Source organism: Niabella sp. ZPM-14 (assembly GCF_055693045.2).
Window position 1 is genome coordinate 3,042,520 of the sequence record NZ_CM181148.1, and the last position, 22,675, is coordinate 3,065,194.

Consider the following 22,675-nt stretch of genomic DNA (forward strand, 5'->3'; position numbering starts at 1 on the left):
TAATATCGGAGCTAACGCGTAAATTATTTTGGAGGTCAGACTGGCAATGCCGGACTGAACGGTGCAAATCGGTTTTGCGTATAATCGGGTACCGTGCGTTTTTCTGTTTTTCCTTCCCGAACCGATCTGTTGCATTAGTGGCATAATAATTTATATCAATTAATGACCGTTCCGTCATCTGATATATAAATAATATGTTGAATAAAATGCCCGACTTCCCGCTGCATCGATATCTGAGATGGTTGTCTGCAACAACCGGTATTAAAATAGGTGTTGCCTTATTGCTGGCAAGCCTCATGGGGGATGCAGCTGCTCAACAGCTGCCCGAAAAATTGGTTTATAGAAACAAATATCCATATGCCATCGTTGCAGGCGGAAGTAAGGGAATCGGCTATGCCATAGCGGAAGCGCTTGCTAAAAGGAATTACAACCTGATATTGATCGCGCGAAGCGAAGCGCCGCTTGTGGAGGCGAAACAAACGCTGGAAGCGGGTTACGGCATCCAGGTGGAAATCCTGTCCGCAGATCTTACTGACGAAAAAGTAGCGCCGCGTTTGGCCGACTGGAGCCAGAAGAATCAGCTTCCTTTGAAAATGCTGTGCAACGTGGCCGGTATGGGTGGCACTAACGACTTCCTGAAATTGCCGGCCGATAGCGTCCGCTACATGATCAAAGTAAACGTGGAATCGCCCATGGCGATGACGCAATACCTGCTGCCGCTGCTGGAACAGCATCGCCCTTCTTATATATTGAATGTAAGCAGCATGGCAGGCTTCAGCCCTATACCGGTGAAAAATGTGTATTCCGCCTCTAAATCGGCCGTTACCTTTTTTAGTTATTCCTTAAGATACCAGCTGAAGAAGAAGGGCGTCAGCGTCAGCTGTCTTGCGCCCGGACCGGTGTACACCAAGCCGTCCATTGTAAAAGATACCAAAGAGAAACTGGGTAAATTCGGAGATCTGATGGAAGTATCGCCAGAGCGTGTGGGAGAAGTGGCCGTAAAAAAGACCTTGAAGAAAAAGATGATCATCGTGCCGGGTACCACCTCCCGGTTGGTCTCCAATGTGATCCGCGCTTTGCCCAGGCGATGGGCCGCAGGCATCTATCACATGCTGAGTAAGGAATAATGACGGTTAATATTTTGCGGGAGTGCCGGACTTGGGTATAGATTTACGGATAAACTCGCGCAGATGTGCGGTGCTCGTTTTAAGATCTTCTTTGCGCAGGTACATCATATGTCCACTGCGATATCCTTCCCAGCTGATCCTGTCTTTCAATTTGCCCGACGCGTCCATTTGCCACAGATTATATTTTGCGTTAAAATAATCACAGGCGCCGTCATAATAACCGGATTGCACCAGCAAATGCAAATAGGGGTTGATCGCCATTGCCTGCCGGAGGTTTTCACCGGTTTGATTGTTTTTATTGTCCCAGGGATGAACGTTGCCAAACATCATATAAGGGAAGTCGGTCTTATAGTTTAGCTCGTTTTTCAGGTACATATTGATGGGCGGAGTGAAGGCATGCAGCCAGGCAGTCAGCTCGGCATTGAAATCCGGGCGTTCACCCGCGTCCTGCTTATCGATGCCCTTATACCTCGAATCGAGCCGGCCCACCGTAAACCCTTCGTCGCGAAGCAACTCTTTCCAGAATAAGTTGGTGCTGATAGAAAGGTTATTTTGCAGGATCACTTTTTCCGGGATACCCGAATAGCGGGCCATTGTGGCCGCCAGCGCCTGCTTTTCCGCCGGGCTAAGCATACTTCCTTTGTTAAGCGCGGGAAGCAGCTCCTTCAGTGTGAAGGCTTCCACCTCCGGCAACATCGTCGTTAGGTCTTTTTGTTGAAGGTCGGCAGCCTGCTTTTTATGGTACCATGCGGTCGCCGCATAATAAGGCAGCAATAATGCCGCATCTGTAGCAGTGCCTCTTTCAATACCCAGATCGGTAGGCGATACCAAAATCACACCGTTCAGGTACATCCAGTGTGATTGTTGCAGTTCCAGGGCCAGTCCTGACACACGTGTTGTTCCATAACTTTCCCCGATCAAAAACTTTGGAGATGCCCACCGGTCGTATCGGTTGACAAAAGAATTGATCCAATCACCCAAATATCTGATATCAGCATTTACGCCGAAAAATTGGTCCTTGCTCACATCCTTGCCCACGATCCGCGAATAGCCGGTGTTGACGGGATCCACATACACGATGTCGGTAGCATCCAGAATGGAAAAGGGGTTTTCGGAATAGCCATAGGGCTGAACCGGATAGCCTTCTTCATCAATGTTTAAAAACGCCGGACCTGTATACCCGATGTGCATCCATACTGACGCAGAGCCCGGTCCGCCGTTGAAGGATATTGTCAGTGGCCGTGTATTTTTATCTTTTATGTCCGTCCTTTCGTAATACACAAAAAACAAACCCGCAATGGCTTTGCCGTCATCGTCCCACACTGGCAAAGTTCCTGTCGTAGCTTTATAAGGAACGGACCTACCGTTGATCGTAACTGTATGATGGGTGACTACTGTTGCATCAGGATTAAATTCCAAATTAGAAGAAACGGCTGCAGTAGACTGCGGGCGTTCTGTTGTCTGCGATTTGGCTTTGTTGTCTTTTGATTGCGCCATAGTCAGCGTACTTGCTGCGCAAAGCACCAATATCATGAAATTTTTAAGCATGAAGATTCAGTTAAAGTCATTGTCAAGCGCGATCCCCGATGATTTTATTTTAAAAATACCAGGATATACCGACCTGGTATCGATCCTGTTTTCAAATCTACTTATTTCAAAACGCCCAGCTCTTTACCTACTTTGGTAAAAGCCGCTATCGCTTTGTCCAGATGTGCCTGTTCATGTGCAGCGCTAAGCTGCACTCGGATACGCGCTTGTCCTTTAGGAACCACAGGGAAGAAAAAGCCGATCACGTAAACGCCTTCCTCCAGCAGCTTCGCGGCAAAGTTGGCTGCTAACACGGCATCGTATAACATGATAGGAACGATCGGGTGGTCGCCGGGTTTAATGTCAAAACCGGCATCGGTCATTTTTTCGCGGAAATATTTAGTGTTATATTCCAGCTTGTCCCGTAAATGAGTAGACGCCGAAAGCATGTTCAGCACCGCAATGGAAGCGCCTACAATGGAGGGGGCCACCGTGTTGCTGAATAAGTAAGGGCGCGACTTTTGACGCAGCATGTCAATAATTTCCTTTCTGCCGGAAGTAAATCCGCCAGATGCGCCGCCTAATGCCTTACCCAGTGTGCCGGTGATAATATCAATCTTACCCATCACGCCGCGATATTCATGTGTGCCGCGGCCTGTCTTGCCGAGGAAGCCTGAGGAATGACATTCATCGATCATGATCACTGCATCGTATTTTTCTGCCAGCGCTACAATTTTATCCAACTGTGCAATAGTACCGTCCATGCTGAAAGAGCCGTCAGTAACAATAATGCGGCTGCGGCAACCGGACGCTTCCTGCAACTTCGCTTCCAGATCCTGCATGTTGTTGTGTTCATAACGGAAACGTTGCGCCTTACACAGCCTGACACCATCGATAATGCTGGCATGGTTTAATGCATCGGAAATGATGGCATCCTGGTCGTTAAACAAGGGTTCAAACACACCACCGTTGGCATCGAAAGCAGCGGCATACAGGATCGTATCTTCAGTACCTAAAAACTCAGATATTTTTTGCTCCAGTTCTTTGTGAATGTCTTGCGTGCCACAAATAAAGCGCACACTGCTCATTCCGTATCCATAAGATTCAATGGCTTCATGTGCCGCCTTGATAACATCGGGATGAGAGGATAATCCCAGATAGTTGTTGGCACAGAAATTCAACACGGTCTTGCCGCTTACTTCAATTTCCGCACCTTGCGGACTATTGATGACCCGTTCGCTTTTGTATAAGCCGGAGGATTTTATTTCTTCGATTTCGCCTGCTATGCGTTGGGTAAATTTTTCGTTCATAATGTTTTTATTATTCGGATTAATACGGACTGTTTAAGGGAGCTCCTGCAATTTATGTTCTCAATAACGGTACTTATCAAGAAATTGCCGCGTGCTCATATTCTGCTATTTTTTATACGGATCGATACTGCATCAATATGTTTTATTTCCGACATCCTGATACAAGAACAACTACTGCAGATAATAAACAATAGTTCCAGATAGCAAAGTTCAGATTCGCGGTCTAAGTTAATGATATTGCCTGCTGCAAATAAAACAAATTTTCGATAACTACATCATGGCAAACGATTGCGCATCTCTTATAAAAAGTCTCTGAAATTGTCCTGATTTATTAAAAGAATTTCGGTGTTATAAGCCGCTTTGAAACTTTTGGGTGCTTTCAGCTTTAATCGCGGACTCCATTTCATCTCATAGCCTTTTATATTACCATTGGTCTCTTCTACATAGTCTATTTCTTGTCGTTGGACGGTCCTCCAGAAATAGCCACGTGCATTCATTTTTTCGTAGCGTATCTTTTTTTGGTGATTAGCCCTTATTTTTCTTGATGGAATGAGCTGCTGCTTTGGAAACCAGGGCGTTGCCGAAACGCGTTTTAATATCATCGACCGCCTTGTAGAGGTTCAATTTATGATGCTGGTTATTAAAAAGATTCATCTGCATGCCACTGTCTACCAGTTGACTGAAACGAACTCCAATTAACCTCACGGGCCGTCCCTGCTGATACACCCGGTCAAATATTTCCTTTGCTTTCTCGATCAGCTCGTCGTCCAAAGAGGTGTAGGGAATCGTTTCCTGTTTGTTGGTCGTTTCAAAATCAGCGTATCTCAATTTTATCGTCAGGCAACCGGTAAGTTTTTCATCGCGCCGCAGATCATAGGCATTCTTTTCCGTGAGCCGGATCAGTTGGCTGTGCAAAAAGTCTATGTCCGTTTGGTTTTCATGGAAGGTCGTTTCGTGGCTCATGCTTTTCTGATTCCATTCCGTGGTCAGCTCCGCGCTGCCCATCCCCTGCGCCTTGTTCCAGAGATCACGCCCCCACTTGCCTAGCTTCTTTTCCAGTATTTCGACCGGCGTTTGTGCAATATCTTTAATAGTGTGGAGGCCGATAGCGCGAAGCCTTGGCTCCGTCTGTTTGCCCACGCCGTTTATTTTTTCAATTCCCAGCGGCCATAAAAAGTCTTTTTCCTTGCCATGGGGGATTTCTAGGAAGCCGTTTGGCTTTGCTTCGTTTGTAGCCATTTTGCTGATGAACTTGGCAGATGCTAATCCGCAGCTGATAGGAAGCTTCGTTTCCCGGATGATATACTCCCTCAGTTGTTGCGTATACCGGCTTACGTCAAAGAACCGGTCCATACCTGTAAGGTCGCAATAAAATTCATCGATCGAGGCTTTTTGAAACAAGGGCACTTTGGAGGCGATGATCTCGGTGACCATTTTGGAGTAGTGGCTGTATTGGTGGTAGTTGCCCTTCAACACTACTGCCTGCGGGCAAAGCTTCATCGCAGTGGCCATGGGCATTGCCGAGTGAACGCCAAATTTTCTTGCTTCGTAGCTGCAGGTAGAAACTACGCCGCGGCTGGCCGATCCGCCGACGATTACCGGTTTGCCTTTCAGTTCAGGTTTTAATAAGAGCTCTACCGAAACAAAAAAGGAATCGAGATCGAAATGGGCGATATAGGATTTGGCGCTGCTCACCTGGCAAAATTAAATTATTAAATTGGTGCTGCGATTGAAATCATGGCTCCGTCTTTTTCGTAAAATGCTATAAATATGAAACTAACGTTGAAATGGATTTCGGCGATATGCTGCTTTTCTATGCTGTTTCTTTCTTGTCGAAAGGAAGCTGCTTCAAACCATTGTGACGCCTATGCCATAGAAAAAATCGAATCCGAAGGTTATGTGCAAATAAAGGGCGAGCGGCCTGGGGTTTACACCAGCCTTTTGAGAGGAACGTATCGAAAAACTATCGTGTATTTTAAGTCTCTTTATTGTATTAGTTGTAATACAATTCCTATTACTTCAGGATTTGATTGTAACGGTAAAACAATAAATTTTGAAGCGGCAACAAAGGTAAACAACCTGGTTACCGTTGGCGACTTCTCTTATCAGTCTGAAGAATAGACTATTTACTTTCCAGGTATTTTTTGATCATTACGATCTGCCCGAGATGATAATGCACATGCTCTACCTGTCCCTGAAAGTTTTTATAGGCGCTGGTGTGGCCTGTTAATATAGGGCTGAACAGGTTGCCTGCATCATATCCCTCGATGACCGTCGCCAATTCTTCAGCGGAGTGAATATTGTCCTGTTGTAAAAACGCCCACTCGTTGTCGGACGTGATCGGCGGTACGTTCATCCCGTTCTCTTCGTTTATCCTGGGCAGCACTCCCAATCCTCTTTGCGCCACCACGCGGTTCCAATAGGTGATGTGATGAAGCAACATCGCAATACTATTAGGAGAAAAGGGCGTAAGGGTGTTAGCTTGCGACCAGGAAACATGCTTAAGTGTGTCGGCGATGTTGACGTCGGTCCAGTTGCCGCCGCGATGTACGTCTACAAGGTGCTGTGCGATCTGATGTTTGATGTTCATGTAACGAAAGTACTAATTAGTGCAGGGAGTTGAGCAGGTTCATATACCGCTATTGTCACCATTTTAATTATTCCATTATGACAAAACGGTATATTTATAAAATGAAATATATAGCGGGTGTATCACTAATCATGTTATCCTTCGCGGCGAGCCTCCTGGGTAATGCACAAAATGCCGGTAAAGAGCGTCAGCCAAATGCCGCACAGGAACAAGGGGTAGAAGCATCGTCCAAAGTAGTCAATCTGAACAAAAAGGAGCGGGAGCAGTGGTTCACTTCGCTGGGGTTTGGCATGTTCATTCATTTCAGTGTAGATGTGCAATTGGGAATGGTCATCAGCCACAGTATGATTGGTGCTTCTGACGATTATATTAACAGGTATATTCGCGAGCTACCCAAAACTTTCAACCCTTCTCAATTTGATGCGGTCGAGTGGGCCCGGGCGGCGAAAATGGCCGGAATGAAGTATGCGGTATTTACAACAAAGCATATGAACGGCTTTTGCATGTACGATACCAGGACGACTTCCTTCAATATTATGAACACGCCTTATGCAAAAGATATTACCAAGATGTTTGTGGAGGCGTTTCGCAAAGCAGGCATCGCAGTTGGCTTTTATTTTTCACCCGAAGATCTATACTTTCTCAAAGGCCAGGGCCACCTGCTGTCCCGTGTGAGACCTGAGGCGGGCGCATCCGGGAATCCAGCTTTAAACGAGTATGTGAAAAAGCAGATGAAAGAGTTGATGACCAATTACGGCAAGATCGATGTGGTCTTTCTGGATGGACTGGATCAGTATGGTATGACCGAACTGGCCAAGGTTTGCTGGTCTGCAGATCCGGACGTCGTAGTGACGCGCGGTGCGATGGCAACGCCGGAACAAACCACTCCCAAAGAGCCGCTGCCATCGCCCTGGGAGGCGTGCTACACACTCGGTGATCAATGGCAATACCGGCCCACCAATGAGCATTATAAATCGGCTAACAATGTCATCCGGAGACTGATTGAGATTCGTGCTAAAGGTGGTAACCTGCTGTTGAACTTTGGCCCGGACCCGCGTGGCGCTTTTCCCCCGGAGCAATGGGGCATATTGAATGAAGTGTCTTTATGGATGTTTATTAACGGAGAAGCTATGGAGCAAACCGAAGCCTGTCCGGTGACCAACGATGGGAATGTGTGGTACCTGCAAAACAAAAAGAAAGACCTTGTGTATGCTTTTATTTGCGAACCCGGCTGGAAGCTGGGCGAAAGGAAACAGATTCCGCTGCCATCGATCCGTGCCGGTGGCAAGAGTAAAATATCTGTATTAGGTCATGGTGGCAAAGTGCTGGAATATCATCAGGAAGTTGATCCGTCTCCGTCGATCAAGGCCGCTGCTGTCGGTTCAGAGATCTCTGTAATGAGGGCGCAACGGATCTACAATGACCGGAAATGGCCCAACCCTGTGGTGGTAAAGCTGGAGGGCGTTTCCTTTATCAAAGAGTAAATAAGATTATTTACGACAAATAGATATCCAGCAGTCCGTCCGGCAGGCTTACGTGGAGGGTTTTTGCTTTTGTGTCTGCTTTTACCAGCGTTTCTTCGTGAAGAGGTATTAGCACTTCTTTTCCGCGGATATGCAGCCTGCATAATACCTGGTGTGGCTGCTCGATGATCTCTTCGATGATGCCGAGGGTTTCGCCGTTGTCTTTGATCGTGTATCCTATAAAGCTGATCACGGCATTTTTAGCTACATATTTTTCAAAATCTGCCGCCTTGAGCCACACTTCTTTCTGGATCAGCGGTTTCGCCGATTCTACCGTATCAACACCTTCCAGTTTCAGAAAGGTCTCCGTATCATTTTTAATCTTTGTCGCCTCGAGGAACCAGGGCAGAAAACTGCCTGTTTTGTCTTTTATAAAAAGCGCTTTGAGATCTTTTAATGTTGATTTTTTGCCCAGGGCATGCTTCAGCACTACATCCCCTTTAAGGCCATGGGTGCCGGCTATTTTACCGACACTGATATAATCTGAAGCAGGTGATTGAGATGTCATAGGCACAAAATAAAGGAAAATAAAAAAGCGACCCCGACTCTCATCCGGATCGCTTTAATTTTTTGCTCCATAAGCTAATTATCCTTCGCTTCCTTCTGAGGCGGGAGTTTCAGCTTTAGGTTCAGCTACTTTGCGGGGAGCTGCACTTGCAACGCGGCGTTTGGCTTTTCTTTCTTCGATAGCCTTCTGCTGGCGTCTTTTGATGTGCTCCTCATGCTCGGCGCTCCATGTTGTGAATTTCTGCATTGCTGCAGTTTCATCAAACAAACCCAATTTTACACCACGTAGTAAATGCTTCAGATACAATACCCCCTTGAAGCTAAGGATGCGGCGAACAGTATCTGTCGGTGTAGCACCCTTGTTCAGCCATTCCAATGCTTTTTGACGATCCAGTTCGATAGTCGCAGGAATTGTCAAAGGATTGTAAGTGCCTAACTTTTGGATGAATTTACCATCTCGAGGACTTCTAGCGTCAGCAACAACGATGAAGTAAAAGGGCCTTTTTTTTGAGCCGTGTCTTTGCAATCTAATTTTAGCTGCCATTTTAAATAGAAATTTAAGGCGTTAAAAAATAATAATTAATCCCGAATCAATAGGTTTTTTATCACTGATTTGGGGGATCAAAGGTATATAAACTTTTATGGAACTACAATAGAAAATTCGTTTAAAAATAAAATAATTCGAATTTGACAATCAATTACAAGTTTCAAACGTTTTCCTGACTTCACTATGACAAAGAAGGATGGAGCCCATTGACTAAAAAGGTTTCTTCATTCCGCCAAACCCACCGGGCATCATTTTACCAAAAGCGCCCATCTTATTCATGTTCTTCATCATGTCGCGCATTTGCTCAAACTGCTTCATAAAGGCGTTGACCTCGGCAATGTCTTTTCCCGAACCCTCGGCGATCCGCTTGCGGCGGCTGCCATTGATCAGGTCGGGGTTGGCGCGTTCGCCGGGCGTCATCGAGTCGATAATCGCTTCAATGCCTTTGAAACTGTCGTCGCTGATATCCAGGTCTTTGATCTGCTTGCCCACGCCCGGGATCATGCCCAGCAGGTCCTTCATATTACCCATCTTCTTGATCATCTCCAGCTGCGCCTTGAAGTCTGCAAAATCAAACTTGTTTTTGCGGATCTTGCTTTCTATTTTTTTTGCCTGCTCCTCGTCAAACTGTTGCTGGGCACGCTCTACAAGCGATGTAATGTCGCCCATACCCAGGATCCGCTGTGCCATCCGCTCCGGATAAAATACATCCAGCGCATCCATCTTTTCGCCATTGCTTACAAACTTGATTGGCTTATTGACCGTGTACTTGATCGAAATGGCCGCACCACCGCGGGTGTCACCATCGAGCTTGGTCAATACAACGCCGCTAAAATCCAGTCTTTCATTAAAGGCTTTGGCAGTGTTAACGGCATCCTGGCCGGTCATGCTGTCCACAACGAACAGTATTTCCTGCGGGTTTACAGCATTTTTAATATTTGCCACCTCGGTCATCATTTCCTCGTCGATCGCCAGGCGACCGGCGGTATCGATGATGACTACGTTCTTGTTTTTGCTCTTTGCACTGGCCACAGCGGCCTGGGCGATGCTTACCGCATCTTTGTTTTCCGGCTCCAGGTGCACTTCGACGCCGATCTGTTCGCCGAGCACACGCAGCTGCTCCATTGCCGCAGGGCGATAAATGTCGGCTGCCACCAGCAGCGGATTCAGTTTCTTCTGGCTTTTCAGATAATTGGCCAGTTTTCCGCTAAAGGTCGTTTTACCGCTACCCTGCAAACCTGCGATCAGGATTACAGCAGGGTTGCCTTTAGCGTTGAAAGGCGCTTCTTCGCCTCCCATGAGCTCTGCCAGCTCATCTTTCACGATCTTTACCATCAGCTGTCCGGGGCTTACAGCGTTGATCACTTTTTCTCCAACCGCTTTATCCTTGATTTTATCGGTAAAATCTTTTGCTATTTTATAGTTCACATCCGCATCTACCAGTGCGCGGCGTATTTCTTTCACGGTAGCGGCCACATTCAGCTCGGTAATTCTGCCCTGTCCTTTAAGATTCTTAAAGGCGCTGTCTAATTTATCCTGTAAATTGTTAAACATCGTACTGTATTATTAAAAACGGAGTGCAAAGATAAGAATAGTCAGCAAGTGAGCGGACGGAAGTCAGGCATCAGAAAGGAAAAGTCCGCCGTCAGAAAGTTCATAACGCAACCATGCCTGTCCATCGGCTTGAGATGCGGTACTTTGAGGCTATTTAAAAATAAATTTTGTTTGTTTGATAAATTTTATATAATTGCGACTTATTGAGTATTAATTTTTAGTGAAGATGAGTAAACAGAAGTTCACATTGGAGTATCCCGTTCGCTGCTCCCCAACTATATTGTATGAGTTTTTAGCAACTTCTAACGGGTTGGGAGAATGGTTTGCCGAGCACGTGGAAGATCGTGACGGTAAATTCTATTTTGGCTGGAACGGGAGTTACGAAGAAGCGGACGTTCTGGAACAGGAAGAGGAAAGCTTTATCCGGTTCAAATGGACAGGCTCTCCTAAAGATGAATATTTTGAGTTCAAGATCGATAAATCTGAAATCACGAACCAAACAATACTGGTGATCACCGATTTTGCTGAAAAAAGGGATATTAAAGATCAAAGCCAGCTTTGGGACTACCAGGTAAAAGACCTGTTCCATCGCCTGGGCAATTAATCAGCAGATTGACTGCTTGCCGGAACCGTTTCTAAAATGGCCCTGATCCAATCGAATTGTCTCATCAATACTTCGGGCGAACTTTCAATTTGCTCAATATCTATTGCTTTTGCCAGTTTTATAAAAGGCGCGGATTGTATTTCTTCCTTAAAGCTTTCGGGGGTATGATCCTTAAGGGACTGATAAGCAGGTTGCGACACGTCGTGCAGCCATTCGTCACCACTACAACACAACACAAAGCCATTTTTCTGCAGCACAGAAAAACCTTCAATGAGCCGGGGTGCAGCCCATTGCTGCCACTGGCCGGATACATGAAGGGTGGTACTTAAAAATTGTCCCCACCAAAACAAGGTCCTGACCGCAAAAATATTTTCCTTCACAAAACAACGGGGATGATCCAGCACGATCCACGGAAGTCCCAGGTAATTTTCCCCGCGGGAGATCTTAGCGCCGGAGTGCAACACTTCCGCCGGCAAGGCAGACGATTGCAGCTGCTCCGACTGCCACTCCGCCAGTTGCTCAAATGCGGTTTTGATGTGCTGAAGTATTTGATTCTTTGTTAAAATCCATTCAGCATTGGTAACAAGCGCGATATGCTGGGATGAAAGCTGTATTTTTGCTGATTGCATTCGGTAAAGATATACTATAACGGAGGTGAAGAAACTAGATAAACTCATCATAAAGGCTTTTATTGGTCCGTTTGTGGCCACTTTTTTCATTACGCTGTTTGTGCTGATCATGCAGTTTTTCTGGCTGTGGATAGACGACTTCGTAGGGAAAGGATTGGACGCGGGCACTATTCTGAAGTTTATCTGGTATCAAAGTGCGGTACTGATCCCACTGGCGCTGCCGCTGTCTGTGCTGCTGTCTTCGCTGATGACCTTTGGAAACCTGGGTGAGAGCTTCGAATTGGTGGCTATCAAATCGGCAGGTATTTCGCTGTTGCGCTTCATGCGCCCGTTATTTATTGTGGCCAGCGGTATCGCATTGGGCGCTTTCCTGTTTTCGAACTATATCATCCCCGTAGCCAACCTGAAATCGCGCACCTTGCTTGCCGATATTGTGCTGGCAAAACCCGCATTCGCGATCAAAGAAGGTGTCTTCTTTGACGGCATCGACAAGTTCGCAATCAAAATAGGAAAGAAAGAATCCAACGACAGCATCATCAGGGACGTGATCGTTTACCAGGACAACCGCAACGACCTGCAGGATAATTTCCTCGTAGCGAAGGATGGTGTGATGAAACCCTCTCCGGATAAGCGTTTCCTGGATATTGTGTTTAAGAATGGCTGGAGATATGAAGAGCGCGGCAACCGCAGTGACTCGTCAACAGAGTTTGTGCGGCTTGGATTTAAGGAGTATAAAATGCAGATGGACATCAGTGCGTTTAACTTCAAGAAGTCAGACGACAGTGCCAACATCAACAATGAGAAGATGTACAACATGCGGCAGCTTGATGCCGCGATCGACTCGATCTCCAGGTTCAACAACGAGGTCTCGAATAATTTTGAAAAGAACATGTTCTCCAACCTGGTCATTTTAAATTACCGGGACAGCGTGGTGAAAGGCGGAAAACTACCCGATTCCATCCTGAATTTTCAGGCGAACATAGACGCGTATATGTCGGATAAAAAAGACTCCGTCAAACGCGCCAGGGATTCCGTCGCCACAGCCAAAGCTAAAAAGGATTCGTCGCGACTGGCGGCCAAAAATGCGAGGTTGAATAAGCGTAAGAAGAAGTCCGGTGCAATGCCCAAGTTCTATATCGATTCCGTGTTGTCCAAGCCCGCTGCGGCTGATACAGCAGGAAAAGCAAAAGCCGATAGTACAAAGAAGGACAGTACAAAAAAAGATACCGCGACAACCGCCAGGGCGCTTCCTGGTAAGAAAATAAAAAGAGATCGCAACAGTTTCGATGCACTAATACCGGATAGCGCGCGGGAACAGATCAGAGAACGGGCCATCAGCAATTTGGAAAGCCTGAAGACCAACCTGGATATGAATGCCGGTAATATCGTTGAGCAGGAAAAGACCTTGCAGAAATATAAGATCGAGTGGCATGATAAAATAACATTAGCACTCGCCTGCCTGGTATTATTTATGATCGGTGCGCCGTTAGGGTCCATTATCCGGAAGGGTGGCCTGGGCATGCCGATGATCTTTGCCATCGTCTTCTTTATGGTGTTTTACTTTGTACGTACCCGCGGACAAAAACTGGCGCGGGAAATGGAGATGAGCGCATTCACCGGAATGTGGCTGGCGATCTTTGTGCTGACGCCTATCAGCATTTTCCTGATCTACAAAGCGATGCATGACTCGAATCTGTTCAGCAAGGAATTCTATACAAGGCTGAAGCGCAAAATATTAAAGCGGTTCGGGAAAGAATAGGCAATAAGCAATAGGCAAACGGGGAACAAGCAAAAGGTAAGGGGCAGTTACCATGAGCAATAAATCACCCGCCAGCTTTTCTGTTTCGCCTGCTGTCATTTGTAGCCGTCATTTTATTATTTATAACTCTCAACTATATGGAACAAGCCGCTCCGCAACTTCAGAATTTCAGAGTGCAAAGGTGGGTGGCGGTGGTATCTGTGATTTTACTGGTAGTAAAGTTTGTAGCCTATTACTACACCGCCTCGGTAGCTGTATTGACCGATGCGATGGAAAGCATCGTCAACGTAGTGGCCGGCCTCATCGGCCTGTACAGCCTGTATGTGGCGGCACAGCCGAGGGACCAGAATCATCCTTATGGACACGGTAAGGCCGAATTTCTTTCCGCAGCGATCGAGGGCGTACTTATCGGTATTGCAGGTATTTTTATTTTATACGAGGCGGCTATGAAATTGATACATCCGTCTCCGGTCAAAAGAACAGACCTGGGTATTATCCTGATTTCAGCAACCGCGGTGATCAATTACATATTGGGCGCTATTTGTGTGCGACTAGGCCATAAAAACCATTCGCTGGCCCTTGAGGCAAGCGGGAGACATCTGCAGACAGACACTTATTCTACGTTAGCCGTCATCGCAGGATTGATCCTGGTGCACTTTACCCAACTGATCTGGATCGATTCGATCGTAGCTATTTTACTGTCGCTGTTCATCCTTTACACTTCCTACACGATTACGAGAAGATCAATCGCTGGCATTATGGACGAGGCTGATACACAATTGTTAAGTGAAATGGTGGCGCTGATCAACCGCAACCGGGGAAGCAATTGGGTAGACCTGCATAACCTGCGCGTGATCAAATACGGAAGCATTTTGCATATCGATGCCCATCTCACTGTGCCCTGGTATTTTACAGTCGTGCAGGGGCATCACGAAGTGGACGTTTTTTCAGAGCTGATCCGCAATGAGTATGGATCTTCCCTGGAGCTATTTGTACATTCTGACGGCTGTATCGAAGGCCCGCAATGTCCTATCTGCCTGAACCAGGAGTGTCCTGTGCGAAAGCATCCGCTGGGAAAAAAGATCGAGTGGACTTTGGAAAATGTTTTAAAAAATAAACGTCATAATACTCAAACTACATCATTAATTTTGTAGACTTGTATTTATGCTTACCAAAAAATCGCAATATGCCTTTAAAGCACTGACTTATCTGGCAGATAAGCAAAAGGATGGTCCTGTCCTGATCTCAGAGATTTCTCAAAAAAAAAAGATACCGCTTAAATTTTTAGAGAATATCTTGCTGGAGCTCAAAAAGGCGGATATTCTTGACAGTAAAAAAGGCAAAGGCGGAGGCTACTTTTTCAAAGTGGATCCTGCCACCATCAAGATGGCTAAGATCATACGGCTTATTGATGGTCCTATTGCCATGCTGCCATGTGTAAGCCTGTATTTTTATGAGCGATGTAAGAATTGTAATGAAAAACACTGTGGCCTGCACGATGTGATGGTACAGGTGAGAGACGCTACCCTGAATATTCTCGAAAACAGGACGTTAGCAGATTTACGCGATTAATGATGTAGGCTACATAGAAAATAATAATTACTTTACATAGCTGAATGTGCAAAACTCACATCTTTGCACAAGTTCAGATAAATAATCACTGCTTTAAAAAACTAATTGCTGGCGACCTTGCCGTAACAAGGAGATGGCCCTTACGAAGCCTCCACTTCTCCGGTTATAACTCCGTAAAAGTTCATTAGCAAAAGAATAAACCGATCGCACACAGATCCGCGACGTTGGCTTTCGTTTCGAAATCCTTCAGGTATCGTAACGTATTGAAGTGTATGTTAGGCTTTAGACGAGGCTTGTATGTGATGCAACTAATCTTCATTCACGTTATGGACGCATGTCAAAAGGATGTTGAACTCCGCCAATTATAAGCCAGCCGCGGCGGCTATCTAACGGAGACGCTTATCTTTCCCGGGTTTGGTGGGACGTGAGAACATAAATCCTTACACAGTAACTGTCGCTTTTCTGCAATGGGTTTTATCGTCCGTTCCGATTATCGACAGTCTTTTTATTCTTTCCTTAGGCTGAAGGTATGGCTTACAAATTCGGCAAAGCGCTTTACATCAAATGGTTGCATTTGATGCAAATGAAAGGGACGCCGATTGCTTAAAAATATCGATACACTTTCTGGTCGCATTATTGATTAAATACATATATTGTGTTGAGAAAAACAAAAGCTACCATTGATGAATTTAAATTGTTAGCTGTTGCCGCTTGGGTGATTAGACACTAATGCTTTGAAAAACTTTAAAACAAAATTTGCAAGACACATTGCCGTTTTTATTAAAAAGCAATGCCTTGACGCTAGCGCTTTGCAGCGTTTACAACGACCTGGCGATGTGCGTATTTTTCCAACGAATTAACTACTACATGAGACATGATCAGCGCTTAGAGAAAGAGCGCATGATATACCTGAGAAAAAAATACACGGAAATATGAACCATCATCTTCAATCACTCCAATCTGTGTTTTGGAAAAAAATAACACAGGCCAGAAGGACGGCGTTTATAGCTTGTCTGTTAACGCTCACCTTGACAGCATCTGCCCAAAAGAAACTTAACGTATCGGGTGATGTCGTCAACAGCGCGGGACAACCCGCCATTGGCGTCAGTGTAGTCGAAAAGGGGACCGTGTCTGCAACGGTAACGAGCGAGCAGGGTAAATTCAATATCACAGTGTCATCGGGCGATGCGATTTTAGTGTTCTCTTCCGTCGAGTATGAAACGAAGGAAGTGCCCGTCAACAATCAGTCGTCTCTCAAAGTGGAAATGTTGAGAAAAGATGGCGGCCTGGAAGAAGTGGTGGTTACGGCGTTGGGAATTCAAAGGAAGGCAAAGAGTCTTACTTATTCAACGCAGGTCGTAAAAGGTGAAGATATCACAAAAGTGAAGGACGCAAATCCTATGAACAGTCTGATAGGTAAAGTATCCGGGCTGCAGATCAACCGTAGTTCTTCGGGCATTGGTGGTTCGGTAAACATTACGCTGCGCGGCCTAAAGTCGCTGAGAAGTAACCAGCCCTTGTATGTAATAGACGGGTTACCGGTGACCAATGTAGCGGGTAGCGGTCCCACCGGAGCTTTTGGCGGGAACACGGATCGGGGCGATATTTTAAGCACTTTGAACGCTGATGATATTTTAAGTATCAATGTTTTGAAGGGGGCATCGGCATCTGCTTTATATGGAAGCGAAGGCGCCAATGGCGCCATTATGATCACCACCAAAAAGGGGGCGTCAGGTAGCGTCAAGATTGACATTTCAAGTTCGGCGATGATAGATCAGGTGTTTTACCTCCCCAAGCTTCAGTTCAGGTACGGGCAATCGCCGACTGCTAAAAATGATAGTGAAGAAAGCTGGGGGCCTAAAGGCGAATTCAAAGATCATGTGAAGGATTTCTTCAACACCGGAAGTACTTTAATTAATAGTGTCGCTTTGAGCGGTGGCACCTCAAAAATGCAGAACTATTTTTCATACGCCAATACGACCAATAAAGGCGTATTGCCTACAAATACGTTTAAGCAGCACACTCTTTCTTTCAGAAACTCAACTAAGTTTTTTGACGACAAGCTTAGCTTTGACGGAAGCCTGATGTACTCTTCGCAAAACATTCACAACAGGCCGTCTTCCGGATTTTACTACGGTGCGTTAGCCGGAGTTTATATGTTTCCACGTGGTTTGGATTTTGAATATTACAAACAAAATTTCGAATATCTTTCGCCTAGCAGAAACCTGATGCTCCAGAACTGGTACAACATCAATGCCGACGCCGGCCTTTCAGGGACACATTATACTCAGAACCCTTACTGGGCACTTTATAGAAATCCGACAGATCAGCTAAGGCAAAACCTGATAGGTTCCATCAGCCTTAAATATATGCTGAACGATTGGTTGACCCTGAGCACCAGGGGAACTTTGAATCAGATCTGGAATAAGTATGAACGGCGGGTATATGCGGGCACACAGGGGGTCTTTTCGGGACAAACTTCCACGCAGCTGCCCGTCGATAACGGCCGGTATCTGCGAGACGAAAGTTCAGGCCTTAACATGTATGGAGATATATTGCTGGTCGGCAATAAGGACCTGTCAGATGATTTGTCGCTAAACTTCACAGCAGGTGCGTCCATTTCAGACTTCAGAAACAACGGCTGGGAGCTGGATGCGAGAAAACTAAAAGCGGCCAATGCGTTTTCCTTAAACGCTATATTCAGAGAAGAGCCCAATAGCATCGCTAATCTCGTTGAATCATTTGGCAGATTTCAAAAGCAGGCCGTGTTCGCATCTGCTAACCTGGGATTAAAGAATATGATCTTCGTAGACCTGACCGCGCGCAACGACTGGTCATCCACGCTTTCCAACACACCCAGTGAAAAATCCGGATACTTTTATTACTCGGGTGGCTTGTCTCTTGTGTTGAATGAGTTGGTGAAAATGCCTGGGTGGAACAACCTGAGCAAATTGAGATTCACCTATGCTCAGGTAGGTAATGATGTGGCACAGTATGCTTCTATCACACCTGAAGCCAGATTCGGAAATGGAACCATTGATATTAACAATTCGGATATATTCGAGAATCAACCGCTTCGGCCCGAGTTGAGCAAAAGTTTTGAATTAGGGTATGAAGGTCGCTTTTTTAAAAACAGGTTGAGCCTGGATGTCGCTTTATACAAAACCAATACACAAAATCAATACGTATCCTTTACTGGTCCTCCCGGCTTGCTCAATACCACTTTGTATCTGAACGCGGGCAATGTTGAAAATAAAGGGATCGAAATTGCCCTGAATTATGATGTTATAAAGCAAACGGCCTTCAACTGGACGACGGGTTTCAATTATACGGCCAACCGGAATGAAGTACTGGAACTGCATCCTAAGTTGGGTGCGACTTATCCCATCGGGGGCAATTTCAATGTACTTCGTGTAGGCGGATCCTTTGGCGACTTCTGGGGCAGAAGGTTTCTCAGAAATGATGCAGGAAAGATAGTGGTGAGTGATGACGGTGTGCCGCAGAATACTTCAGACGGATATATCGGTAGTTCCAATCCTAAATCGATTGTGGGGTGGAACAATAGTTTATCCTACAAGGATTTCTCATTGTCTATGAGTATTGATGGTCGGTTCGGAGGAGATGTGATCAGCATCACACAAGGTTTCCTCAACTCTTTTGGTTATAGCGAGGAAAGCGCCGCAGCCCGCGATGCGGGATTCTTAACAATAGATGCTGTAACCCGCGACGGCGCTGCTGTCACGCAGACAACCGCTGAAAAATGGTATAAGGGCATTGGAAACAGGGATGGTATCATTGAAGGCCAGGTATATGATGCCACAAATATCCGGTTGAGAGAAGTGTCTCTCGGATATCAGATTCCGGTTAAATCAAAAATTATTAAACGGGCTAACGTCAGTCTTGTCGGCAGGAACTTGTTCTTCTTCAAGAACAATGCGCCCTACGATCCTGAGTTAAACACTACAACGGGCGTTGGAGGTCAGGGCTTCGACATTTTCGGATTACCCACCACCCGTAGTTATGGACTTAACCTTAAGCTGAACTTATAACAACATCATCATTGACTCATTTTAAAATACACAATATGAAATGACCATAAAAATTTTTGAGCAGATCATATCCAAAGCGATGAAAATTTTTATGCAAAATTCCCTGCCCGTTCGGTCAGGCGGGCATGTGGCCATTAAAAACAATAAAAAATATACACATGAAATTTCCAAAATATATGCGGCTCATTTGGGGCTGTCTTCCTGCCTTACTTTTAATAATAACAGGATGTACAAAAAACTTTAAGGATCTTAATACTGATCCAAGAGCCTTAACAGAAGAGCAGTTAGATGCTGACTTCACCTACATCTCGGCATTGCTGCAGCAAGCACAAAGAAACATTATTCCCCAGTCCGTAGGTACCTACCAGTTAGCGCAGAATCTTTCCAGCGACGCCTATGGCGGGTATATGGCTATTGAAGCAGATTTTGCTTCTAACGCAAATAATCTTCATTACAACCTCATTGCCGGCTGGAATAATAATATATGGACCAGCCGCTACAGCAACGTAATGAACCCTACCTATAAAATTATTGAACTCGCAAAAGACAATCCTAATTTTAAGGACCTGGAAGCCTTTGCAAAAATTATCAGGGTTTCAGCCATGTCGCGGGTTAGCGACAAAATAGGACCGGTTATATACAGCGGATACAATGTGTTGAATAGTGAGGGCTTTGTAGCTTATGACGCTCAGAAGGATGTATACCCTTTATTTTTTAAAGATCTTGAGACCTCAATCAACATTCTGAAGGAACTCTCAAATAGTGCCGTATCCGCCCAAATGAAAAAATCAGACTTAGCTTATACAACTGACAGTTACAAAAACTGGCTGGCGTATGCAAACACCTTGCGATTGCGGTTGGCATTGCGCGTCGCTTATGTTGACCCGGCATTAGCCAAAGCCCAGGGGGAAGCATCGCTCAACCCCGCTAATGGAGGTTTACTTACTGAAAATAGCCAAAACTGTTTCATTGTTTTAAGTGTTCCGCATCCGCTCAACATCATTGGTTACGAGTGGAGCGATACGAGAATGGGTGCTCCCATGGAATCCATTTTAGGTGGGTTAAAAGACCCCAGAATCGAAAAGTATTTCGAACCAGCCACGGATCCTCTTCTTGCAGGCCAATACAAGGGCATTCGGGCAGGCATCAACATTGACGCAAAGTCTCGATACGACGCTTACTCAAAACTGGATTATTTTGTTCAAGACAAAATGCAGCTGATGGTAGCCGCCGAAGCCTGGTTTCTGAAAGCCGAAGCTGCATTGAGAGGTTGGGCGAACGCGGGCGACGCACAAACAAATTACGAAGCCGGTATTGACCGTTCTTTCGAAATGTATAATCTGGGAGACAAGGCAGCTGCATACAAAAACGATGGCACGAGCAAGCCCAAGCCTTATATAGATCCGAAGTCCATTACGCCAGGCGAGAATAATGTACCCGAGGGATCTCCTCATCTCAGCACGATCACTATCAAGTGGAATGAGGCCGATACAAGGGCCAGAAAATTAGAAAGAATCATCACACAGAAGTGGATCGCCCTTTTCCCGGATGGCGAAGAGGCATGGAGCGAATACAGAAGGACGGGATATCCGGTACTGTTTCCCATTGTAGCTAACAAGAGTGGCGGTGTAATACCAACTATTCCAGGCATCCGCAGGATACCTGTTCCGCAAATAGAATATACCACCAACAAAGGTGGTGCTGATCAGGGCGCGGCTACGCTGAACGGTCCCGATAACGGCGCTACGCGGCTTTGGTGGGACGTAGAAGACAAAAGCTTTTAAAAATTGCTGATAATCAATATTTAAAGGCCGTATCAACCCCAAATACGGCCTTTATATTGAAACCAGACAAGGCAAAAACCCGGTCCAAAATGCCCTTTTCAAGTTATTACCCTACCAAGTTGGTAGGTTTTGAGAAATGGCCTATATTTGCAGTCCACTTTTAAAATTATACTATTATGTCATTAAGATTAGGCGATATCGCACCAGACTTTACGGCACAATCCACCGAAGGTGAAGTGAAATTTCACGAATTTTTAGGTGACGGATGGGGAATATTATTTTCTCACCCAGCAGATTATACGCCCGTATGTACCACCGAATTAGGTAAAACAGCGTTATTAAAAGAGGAATTTGCTAAAAGAAATACTAAAGTTTTAGCAGTAAGTGTGGATCCGCTGGATAGCCATATCGGGTGGAAAGGTGATATTAACGAGACGCAGAACTGCTCCGTTGAATTTCCTATTCTCGCTGACCCTGACAGAAATATCGCGACCTTGTATGATATGATCCACCCCAACGCTTCCGAAAAAGCAACGGTGCGTTCTTTGTTCATCATCGGTCCGGACAAAAAGATCAAACTGATCATCACTTACCCTGCTTCCACAGGTAGAAACTTCACAGAGGTGCTTCGCGTATTAGATTCATTGCAGTTAACTGCCAATCACAGCGTGGCCACTCCTGCAGACTGGAAACACGGTGAAGATGTGATCGTCGTGCCTGCTATCAGCACTGAAGACGCTATCAAAAAATTCCCTAAGGGTGTGAAAGAGGTAAAGCCCTACCTTCGCTACACGCCACAACCTAATATTTAGCTGACTGTTGGCAGATGACAGTTGACGGTGTATCGCATCTGTCATCTGTCACCTGTCAACTATCATCTTTCAAACAATGTTCTCGGAAAATCAAATACAGGAAATAGAAAACGCTTCTCTGGCAGAAGCCATCGAAATCGTATCGAAGCAGTTCCCTGCGGAGACCGTTTTTTCAACTTCTTTAGGACAGGAAGACCAGGTATTGACGCACGTCATCGCGCGCAACAACCTGCCCGTTCGCATTTTTACCCTCGATACAGGCCGTCTGTTCTATGAGCATTACGAATTGCTCGAAAAAACGAATGCCCGTTACAAAACCAACATACAGGTCTACTTTCCTGAAGGTCCGGATGTAGAAAAGTTTGTAGCGGAAAAGGGAGTCAATGCTTTTTATGAGTCTGTAGAAAACCGTAAAGAGTGTTGCTTTATCCGGAAAGTGAAGCCCCTCAACAGGGCGCTGCAGGGAGCGAAAGTTTGGATCACCGGCCTTCGCGCCGAACAATCAGACAACCGGAAAGAAATGAAGATGCTGGAATGGGACGAAACCCGCCAGTTATATAAATTTAACCCGTTGATCCATTGGTCCTACGATCAGATGATTGATTTCATTAAGGAAAATAATGTTCCATACAATCCGCTGCACGACAAAGGCTTTGTAAGCATTGGCTGTGCGCCTTGTACCCGTGCGATCGAGCCGGGCGAAGACGCGCGCGCCGGTCGTTGGTGGTGGGAAGTGTCGCACAAGGAATGCGGACTTCATGTAAACAGCTAAAATAATTTT

At 45.7% G+C, this 22,675-nt stretch carries 20 protein-coding genes; 11 read left to right on the forward strand and 9 right to left on the reverse strand.

Features of this window, described 5'->3' with window-relative positions; all coding sequences use genetic code 11:
• The first annotated feature begins 194 nt into the window (after positions 1-194).
• Positions 195-1,127: an SDR family NAD(P)-dependent oxidoreductase gene (locus ACU37H_RS12915; protein ID WP_472703787.1), complete on the forward strand. Its 933-nt coding sequence runs from the start codon at positions 195-197 to the stop codon at positions 1,125-1,127.
• 6 nt (positions 1,128-1,133) lie between these two features.
• On the opposite strand, the gene ACU37H_RS12920 is transcribed toward ACU37H_RS12915, so the two are convergent.
• The 4 genes from ACU37H_RS12920 to dinB all read right to left on the reverse strand — a co-directional run bounded on the left by ACU37H_RS12920 (position 1,134) and on the right by dinB (position 5,659).
• Positions 1,134-2,675 carry a S10 family peptidase gene (locus tag ACU37H_RS12920; protein ID WP_472703785.1) on the reverse strand — a complete coding sequence of 514 codons (1,542 nt, stop codon included), beginning with the start codon at positions 2,673-2,675 and terminating at the stop codon, positions 1,134-1,136.
• A gap of 101 nt (positions 2,676-2,776) precedes the next feature.
• A complete protein-coding gene (gene kbl, locus ACU37H_RS12925) occupies positions 2,777-3,964 on the reverse strand; it encodes a glycine C-acetyltransferase (RefSeq protein ID WP_472703783.1) in 1,188 nt (395 codons plus the stop codon).
• A gap of 299 nt (positions 3,965-4,263) precedes the next feature.
• Positions 4,264-4,461, reverse strand: coding sequence for a DUF4143 domain-containing protein (locus ACU37H_RS12930; RefSeq protein WP_472703781.1), 198 nt, complete (start codon positions 4,459-4,461; stop codon positions 4,264-4,266).
• A gap of 28 nt (positions 4,462-4,489) precedes the next feature.
• Positions 4,490-5,659, reverse strand: a complete 1,170-nt coding sequence (gene dinB / locus ACU37H_RS12935) for a DNA polymerase IV (protein WP_472703779.1) — start codon at positions 5,657-5,659, stop codon at positions 4,490-4,492.
• Positions 5,660-5,734: 75 nt separating this feature from the next.
• Between dinB and ACU37H_RS12940 the strand changes: the two genes are divergently transcribed.
• Positions 5,735-6,085, forward strand: a complete 351-nt coding sequence (locus tag ACU37H_RS12940) for a hypothetical protein (protein WP_472703777.1) — start codon at positions 5,735-5,737, stop codon at positions 6,083-6,085.
• 1 nt (position 6,086) lies between these two features.
• Here ACU37H_RS12940 and ACU37H_RS12945 read toward each other — a convergent pair whose 3' ends face one another.
• Positions 6,087-6,554 (reverse strand): DinB family protein, encoded by a 468-nt coding sequence (locus tag ACU37H_RS12945; protein WP_472703775.1) that lies wholly within the window; start codon positions 6,552-6,554, stop codon positions 6,087-6,089.
• Positions 6,555-6,655: 101 nt separating this feature from the next.
• Between ACU37H_RS12945 and ACU37H_RS12950 the strand changes: the two genes are divergently transcribed.
• A complete protein-coding gene (locus tag ACU37H_RS12950) occupies positions 6,656-8,038 on the forward strand; it encodes an alpha-L-fucosidase (protein WP_472703774.1) in 1,383 nt (460 codons plus the stop codon).
• A 10-nt stretch (positions 8,039-8,048) separates the two neighbouring features.
• Here ACU37H_RS12950 and rimM read toward each other — a convergent pair whose 3' ends face one another.
• From rimM to ffh, 3 genes are all read right to left on the reverse strand, one after another.
• A complete protein-coding gene (gene rimM, locus ACU37H_RS12955; RefSeq protein WP_472703772.1) occupies positions 8,049-8,585 on the reverse strand; it encodes a ribosome maturation factor RimM in 537 nt (178 codons plus the stop codon).
• A 78-nt stretch (positions 8,586-8,663) separates the two neighbouring features.
• Positions 8,664-9,128: a 30S ribosomal protein S16 gene (gene rpsP, locus ACU37H_RS12960; protein ID WP_472703770.1), complete on the reverse strand. Its 465-nt coding sequence runs from the start codon at positions 9,126-9,128 to the stop codon at positions 8,664-8,666.
• Between the two features lie 213 nt (positions 9,129-9,341).
• Positions 9,342-10,685 carry a signal recognition particle protein gene (gene ffh, locus ACU37H_RS12965; RefSeq protein WP_472703768.1) on the reverse strand — a complete coding sequence of 448 codons (1,344 nt, stop codon included), beginning with the start codon at positions 10,683-10,685 and terminating at the stop codon, positions 9,342-9,344.
• Between the two features lie 226 nt (positions 10,686-10,911).
• On the opposite strand from ffh, the gene ACU37H_RS12970 reads away from it, so the two are divergent.
• Entirely contained in the window at positions 10,912-11,289 is a 378-nt protein-coding gene (locus ACU37H_RS12970) for an START-like domain-containing protein (RefSeq protein ID WP_472703765.1), read from the forward strand.
• Here the strand turns inward: ACU37H_RS12970 and ACU37H_RS12975 are convergent.
• Positions 11,286-11,918, reverse strand: coding sequence for a hypothetical protein (locus ACU37H_RS12975; RefSeq protein ID WP_472703763.1), 633 nt, complete (start codon positions 11,916-11,918; stop codon positions 11,286-11,288). The genes ACU37H_RS12970 and ACU37H_RS12975 overlap by 4 nt on opposite strands.
• 25 nt (positions 11,919-11,943) lie before the next feature.
• Here ACU37H_RS12975 and ACU37H_RS12980 point away from each other — a divergent pair, with 25 nt between their 5' ends.
• The 7 genes from ACU37H_RS12980 (at position 11,944) to ACU37H_RS13010 (ending at position 22,666) form a co-directional block, all read left to right on the forward strand.
• The gene (locus ACU37H_RS12980) at positions 11,944-13,677 is read left to right on the forward strand and encodes an LptF/LptG family permease (protein ID WP_472703761.1); all 1,734 of its coding nucleotides are present in this window, start codon (positions 11,944-11,946) and stop codon (positions 13,675-13,677) included.
• A 137-nt stretch (positions 13,678-13,814) separates the two neighbouring features.
• Positions 13,815-14,831 carry a cation diffusion facilitator family transporter gene (locus tag ACU37H_RS12985; protein WP_472703759.1) on the forward strand — a complete coding sequence of 339 codons (1,017 nt, stop codon included), beginning with the start codon at positions 13,815-13,817 and terminating at the stop codon, positions 14,829-14,831.
• A 10-nt stretch (positions 14,832-14,841) separates the two neighbouring features.
• Entirely contained in the window at positions 14,842-15,249 is a 408-nt protein-coding gene (locus tag ACU37H_RS12990; protein ID WP_472703757.1) for an RrF2 family transcriptional regulator, read from the forward strand.
• Between the two features lie 932 nt (positions 15,250-16,181).
• A complete protein-coding gene (locus ACU37H_RS12995; protein ID WP_472703755.1) occupies positions 16,182-19,298 on the forward strand; it encodes a SusC/RagA family TonB-linked outer membrane protein in 3,117 nt (1,038 codons plus the stop codon).
• Positions 19,299-19,456: 158 nt separating this feature from the next.
• A complete protein-coding gene (locus ACU37H_RS13000; protein ID WP_472703753.1) occupies positions 19,457-21,082 on the forward strand; it encodes a SusD/RagB family nutrient-binding outer membrane lipoprotein in 1,626 nt (541 codons plus the stop codon).
• Between the two features lie 176 nt (positions 21,083-21,258).
• Positions 21,259-21,894, forward strand: coding sequence for a peroxiredoxin (locus ACU37H_RS13005; protein ID WP_472703752.1), 636 nt, complete (start codon positions 21,259-21,261; stop codon positions 21,892-21,894).
• Positions 21,895-21,970: 76 nt separating this feature from the next.
• Positions 21,971-22,666, forward strand: a complete 696-nt coding sequence (locus tag ACU37H_RS13010; RefSeq protein ID WP_472703750.1) for a phosphoadenylyl-sulfate reductase — start codon at positions 21,971-21,973, stop codon at positions 22,664-22,666.
• Positions 22,667-22,675 lie beyond the last annotated feature (9 nt).

What these genes read in the sequence shown, in the direction of transcription:
- ACU37H_RS12950 (WP_472703774.1), top strand. Translation starts at nt 6,656, where the DNA reads ATGAAATATATAGCGGGTGTATCACTAATCATGTTATCCTTCGCGGCG.
- ffh (WP_472703768.1), bottom strand. Translation starts at nt 10,685, where the DNA reads ATGTTTAACAATTTACAGGATAAATTAGACAGCGCCTTTAAGAATCTT.
- kbl (WP_472703783.1), bottom strand. Translation starts at nt 3,964, where the DNA reads ATGAACGAAAAATTTACCCAACGCATAGCAGGCGAAATCGAAGAAATA.
- ACU37H_RS13005 (WP_472703752.1), top strand. Translation starts at nt 21,259, where the DNA reads ATGTCATTAAGATTAGGCGATATCGCACCAGACTTTACGGCACAATCC.
- ACU37H_RS12945 (WP_472703775.1), bottom strand. Translation starts at nt 6,554, where the DNA reads ATGAACATCAAACATCAGATCGCACAGCACCTTGTAGACGTACATCGC.
- ACU37H_RS12975 (WP_472703763.1), bottom strand. Translation starts at nt 11,918, where the DNA reads ATGCAATCAGCAAAAATACAGCTTTCATCCCAGCATATCGCGCTTGTT.
- ACU37H_RS12990 (WP_472703757.1), top strand. Translation starts at nt 14,842, where the DNA reads ATGCTTACCAAAAAATCGCAATATGCCTTTAAAGCACTGACTTATCTG.
- rpsP (WP_472703770.1), bottom strand. Translation starts at nt 9,128, where the DNA reads ATGGCAGCTAAAATTAGATTGCAAAGACACGGCTCAAAAAAAAGGCCC.
- ACU37H_RS13010 (WP_472703750.1), top strand. Translation starts at nt 21,971, where the DNA reads ATGTTCTCGGAAAATCAAATACAGGAAATAGAAAACGCTTCTCTGGCA.
- ACU37H_RS12970 (WP_472703765.1), top strand. Translation starts at nt 10,912, where the DNA reads ATGAGTAAACAGAAGTTCACATTGGAGTATCCCGTTCGCTGCTCCCCA.
- ACU37H_RS13000 (WP_472703753.1), top strand. Translation starts at nt 19,457, where the DNA reads ATGAAATTTCCAAAATATATGCGGCTCATTTGGGGCTGTCTTCCTGCC.
- ACU37H_RS12930 (WP_472703781.1), bottom strand. Translation starts at nt 4,461, where the DNA reads ATGAATGCACGTGGCTATTTCTGGAGGACCGTCCAACGACAAGAAATA.
- ACU37H_RS12940 (WP_472703777.1), top strand. Translation starts at nt 5,735, where the DNA reads ATGAAACTAACGTTGAAATGGATTTCGGCGATATGCTGCTTTTCTATG.
- ACU37H_RS12995 (WP_472703755.1), top strand. Translation starts at nt 16,182, where the DNA reads ATGAACCATCATCTTCAATCACTCCAATCTGTGTTTTGGAAAAAAATA.
- ACU37H_RS12915 (WP_472703787.1), top strand. Translation starts at nt 195, where the DNA reads ATGTTGAATAAAATGCCCGACTTCCCGCTGCATCGATATCTGAGATGG.
- ACU37H_RS12985 (WP_472703759.1), top strand. Translation starts at nt 13,815, where the DNA reads ATGGAACAAGCCGCTCCGCAACTTCAGAATTTCAGAGTGCAAAGGTGG.
- rimM (WP_472703772.1), bottom strand. Translation starts at nt 8,585, where the DNA reads ATGACATCTCAATCACCTGCTTCAGATTATATCAGTGTCGGTAAAATA.
- ACU37H_RS12920 (WP_472703785.1), bottom strand. Translation starts at nt 2,675, where the DNA reads ATGCTTAAAAATTTCATGATATTGGTGCTTTGCGCAGCAAGTACGCTG.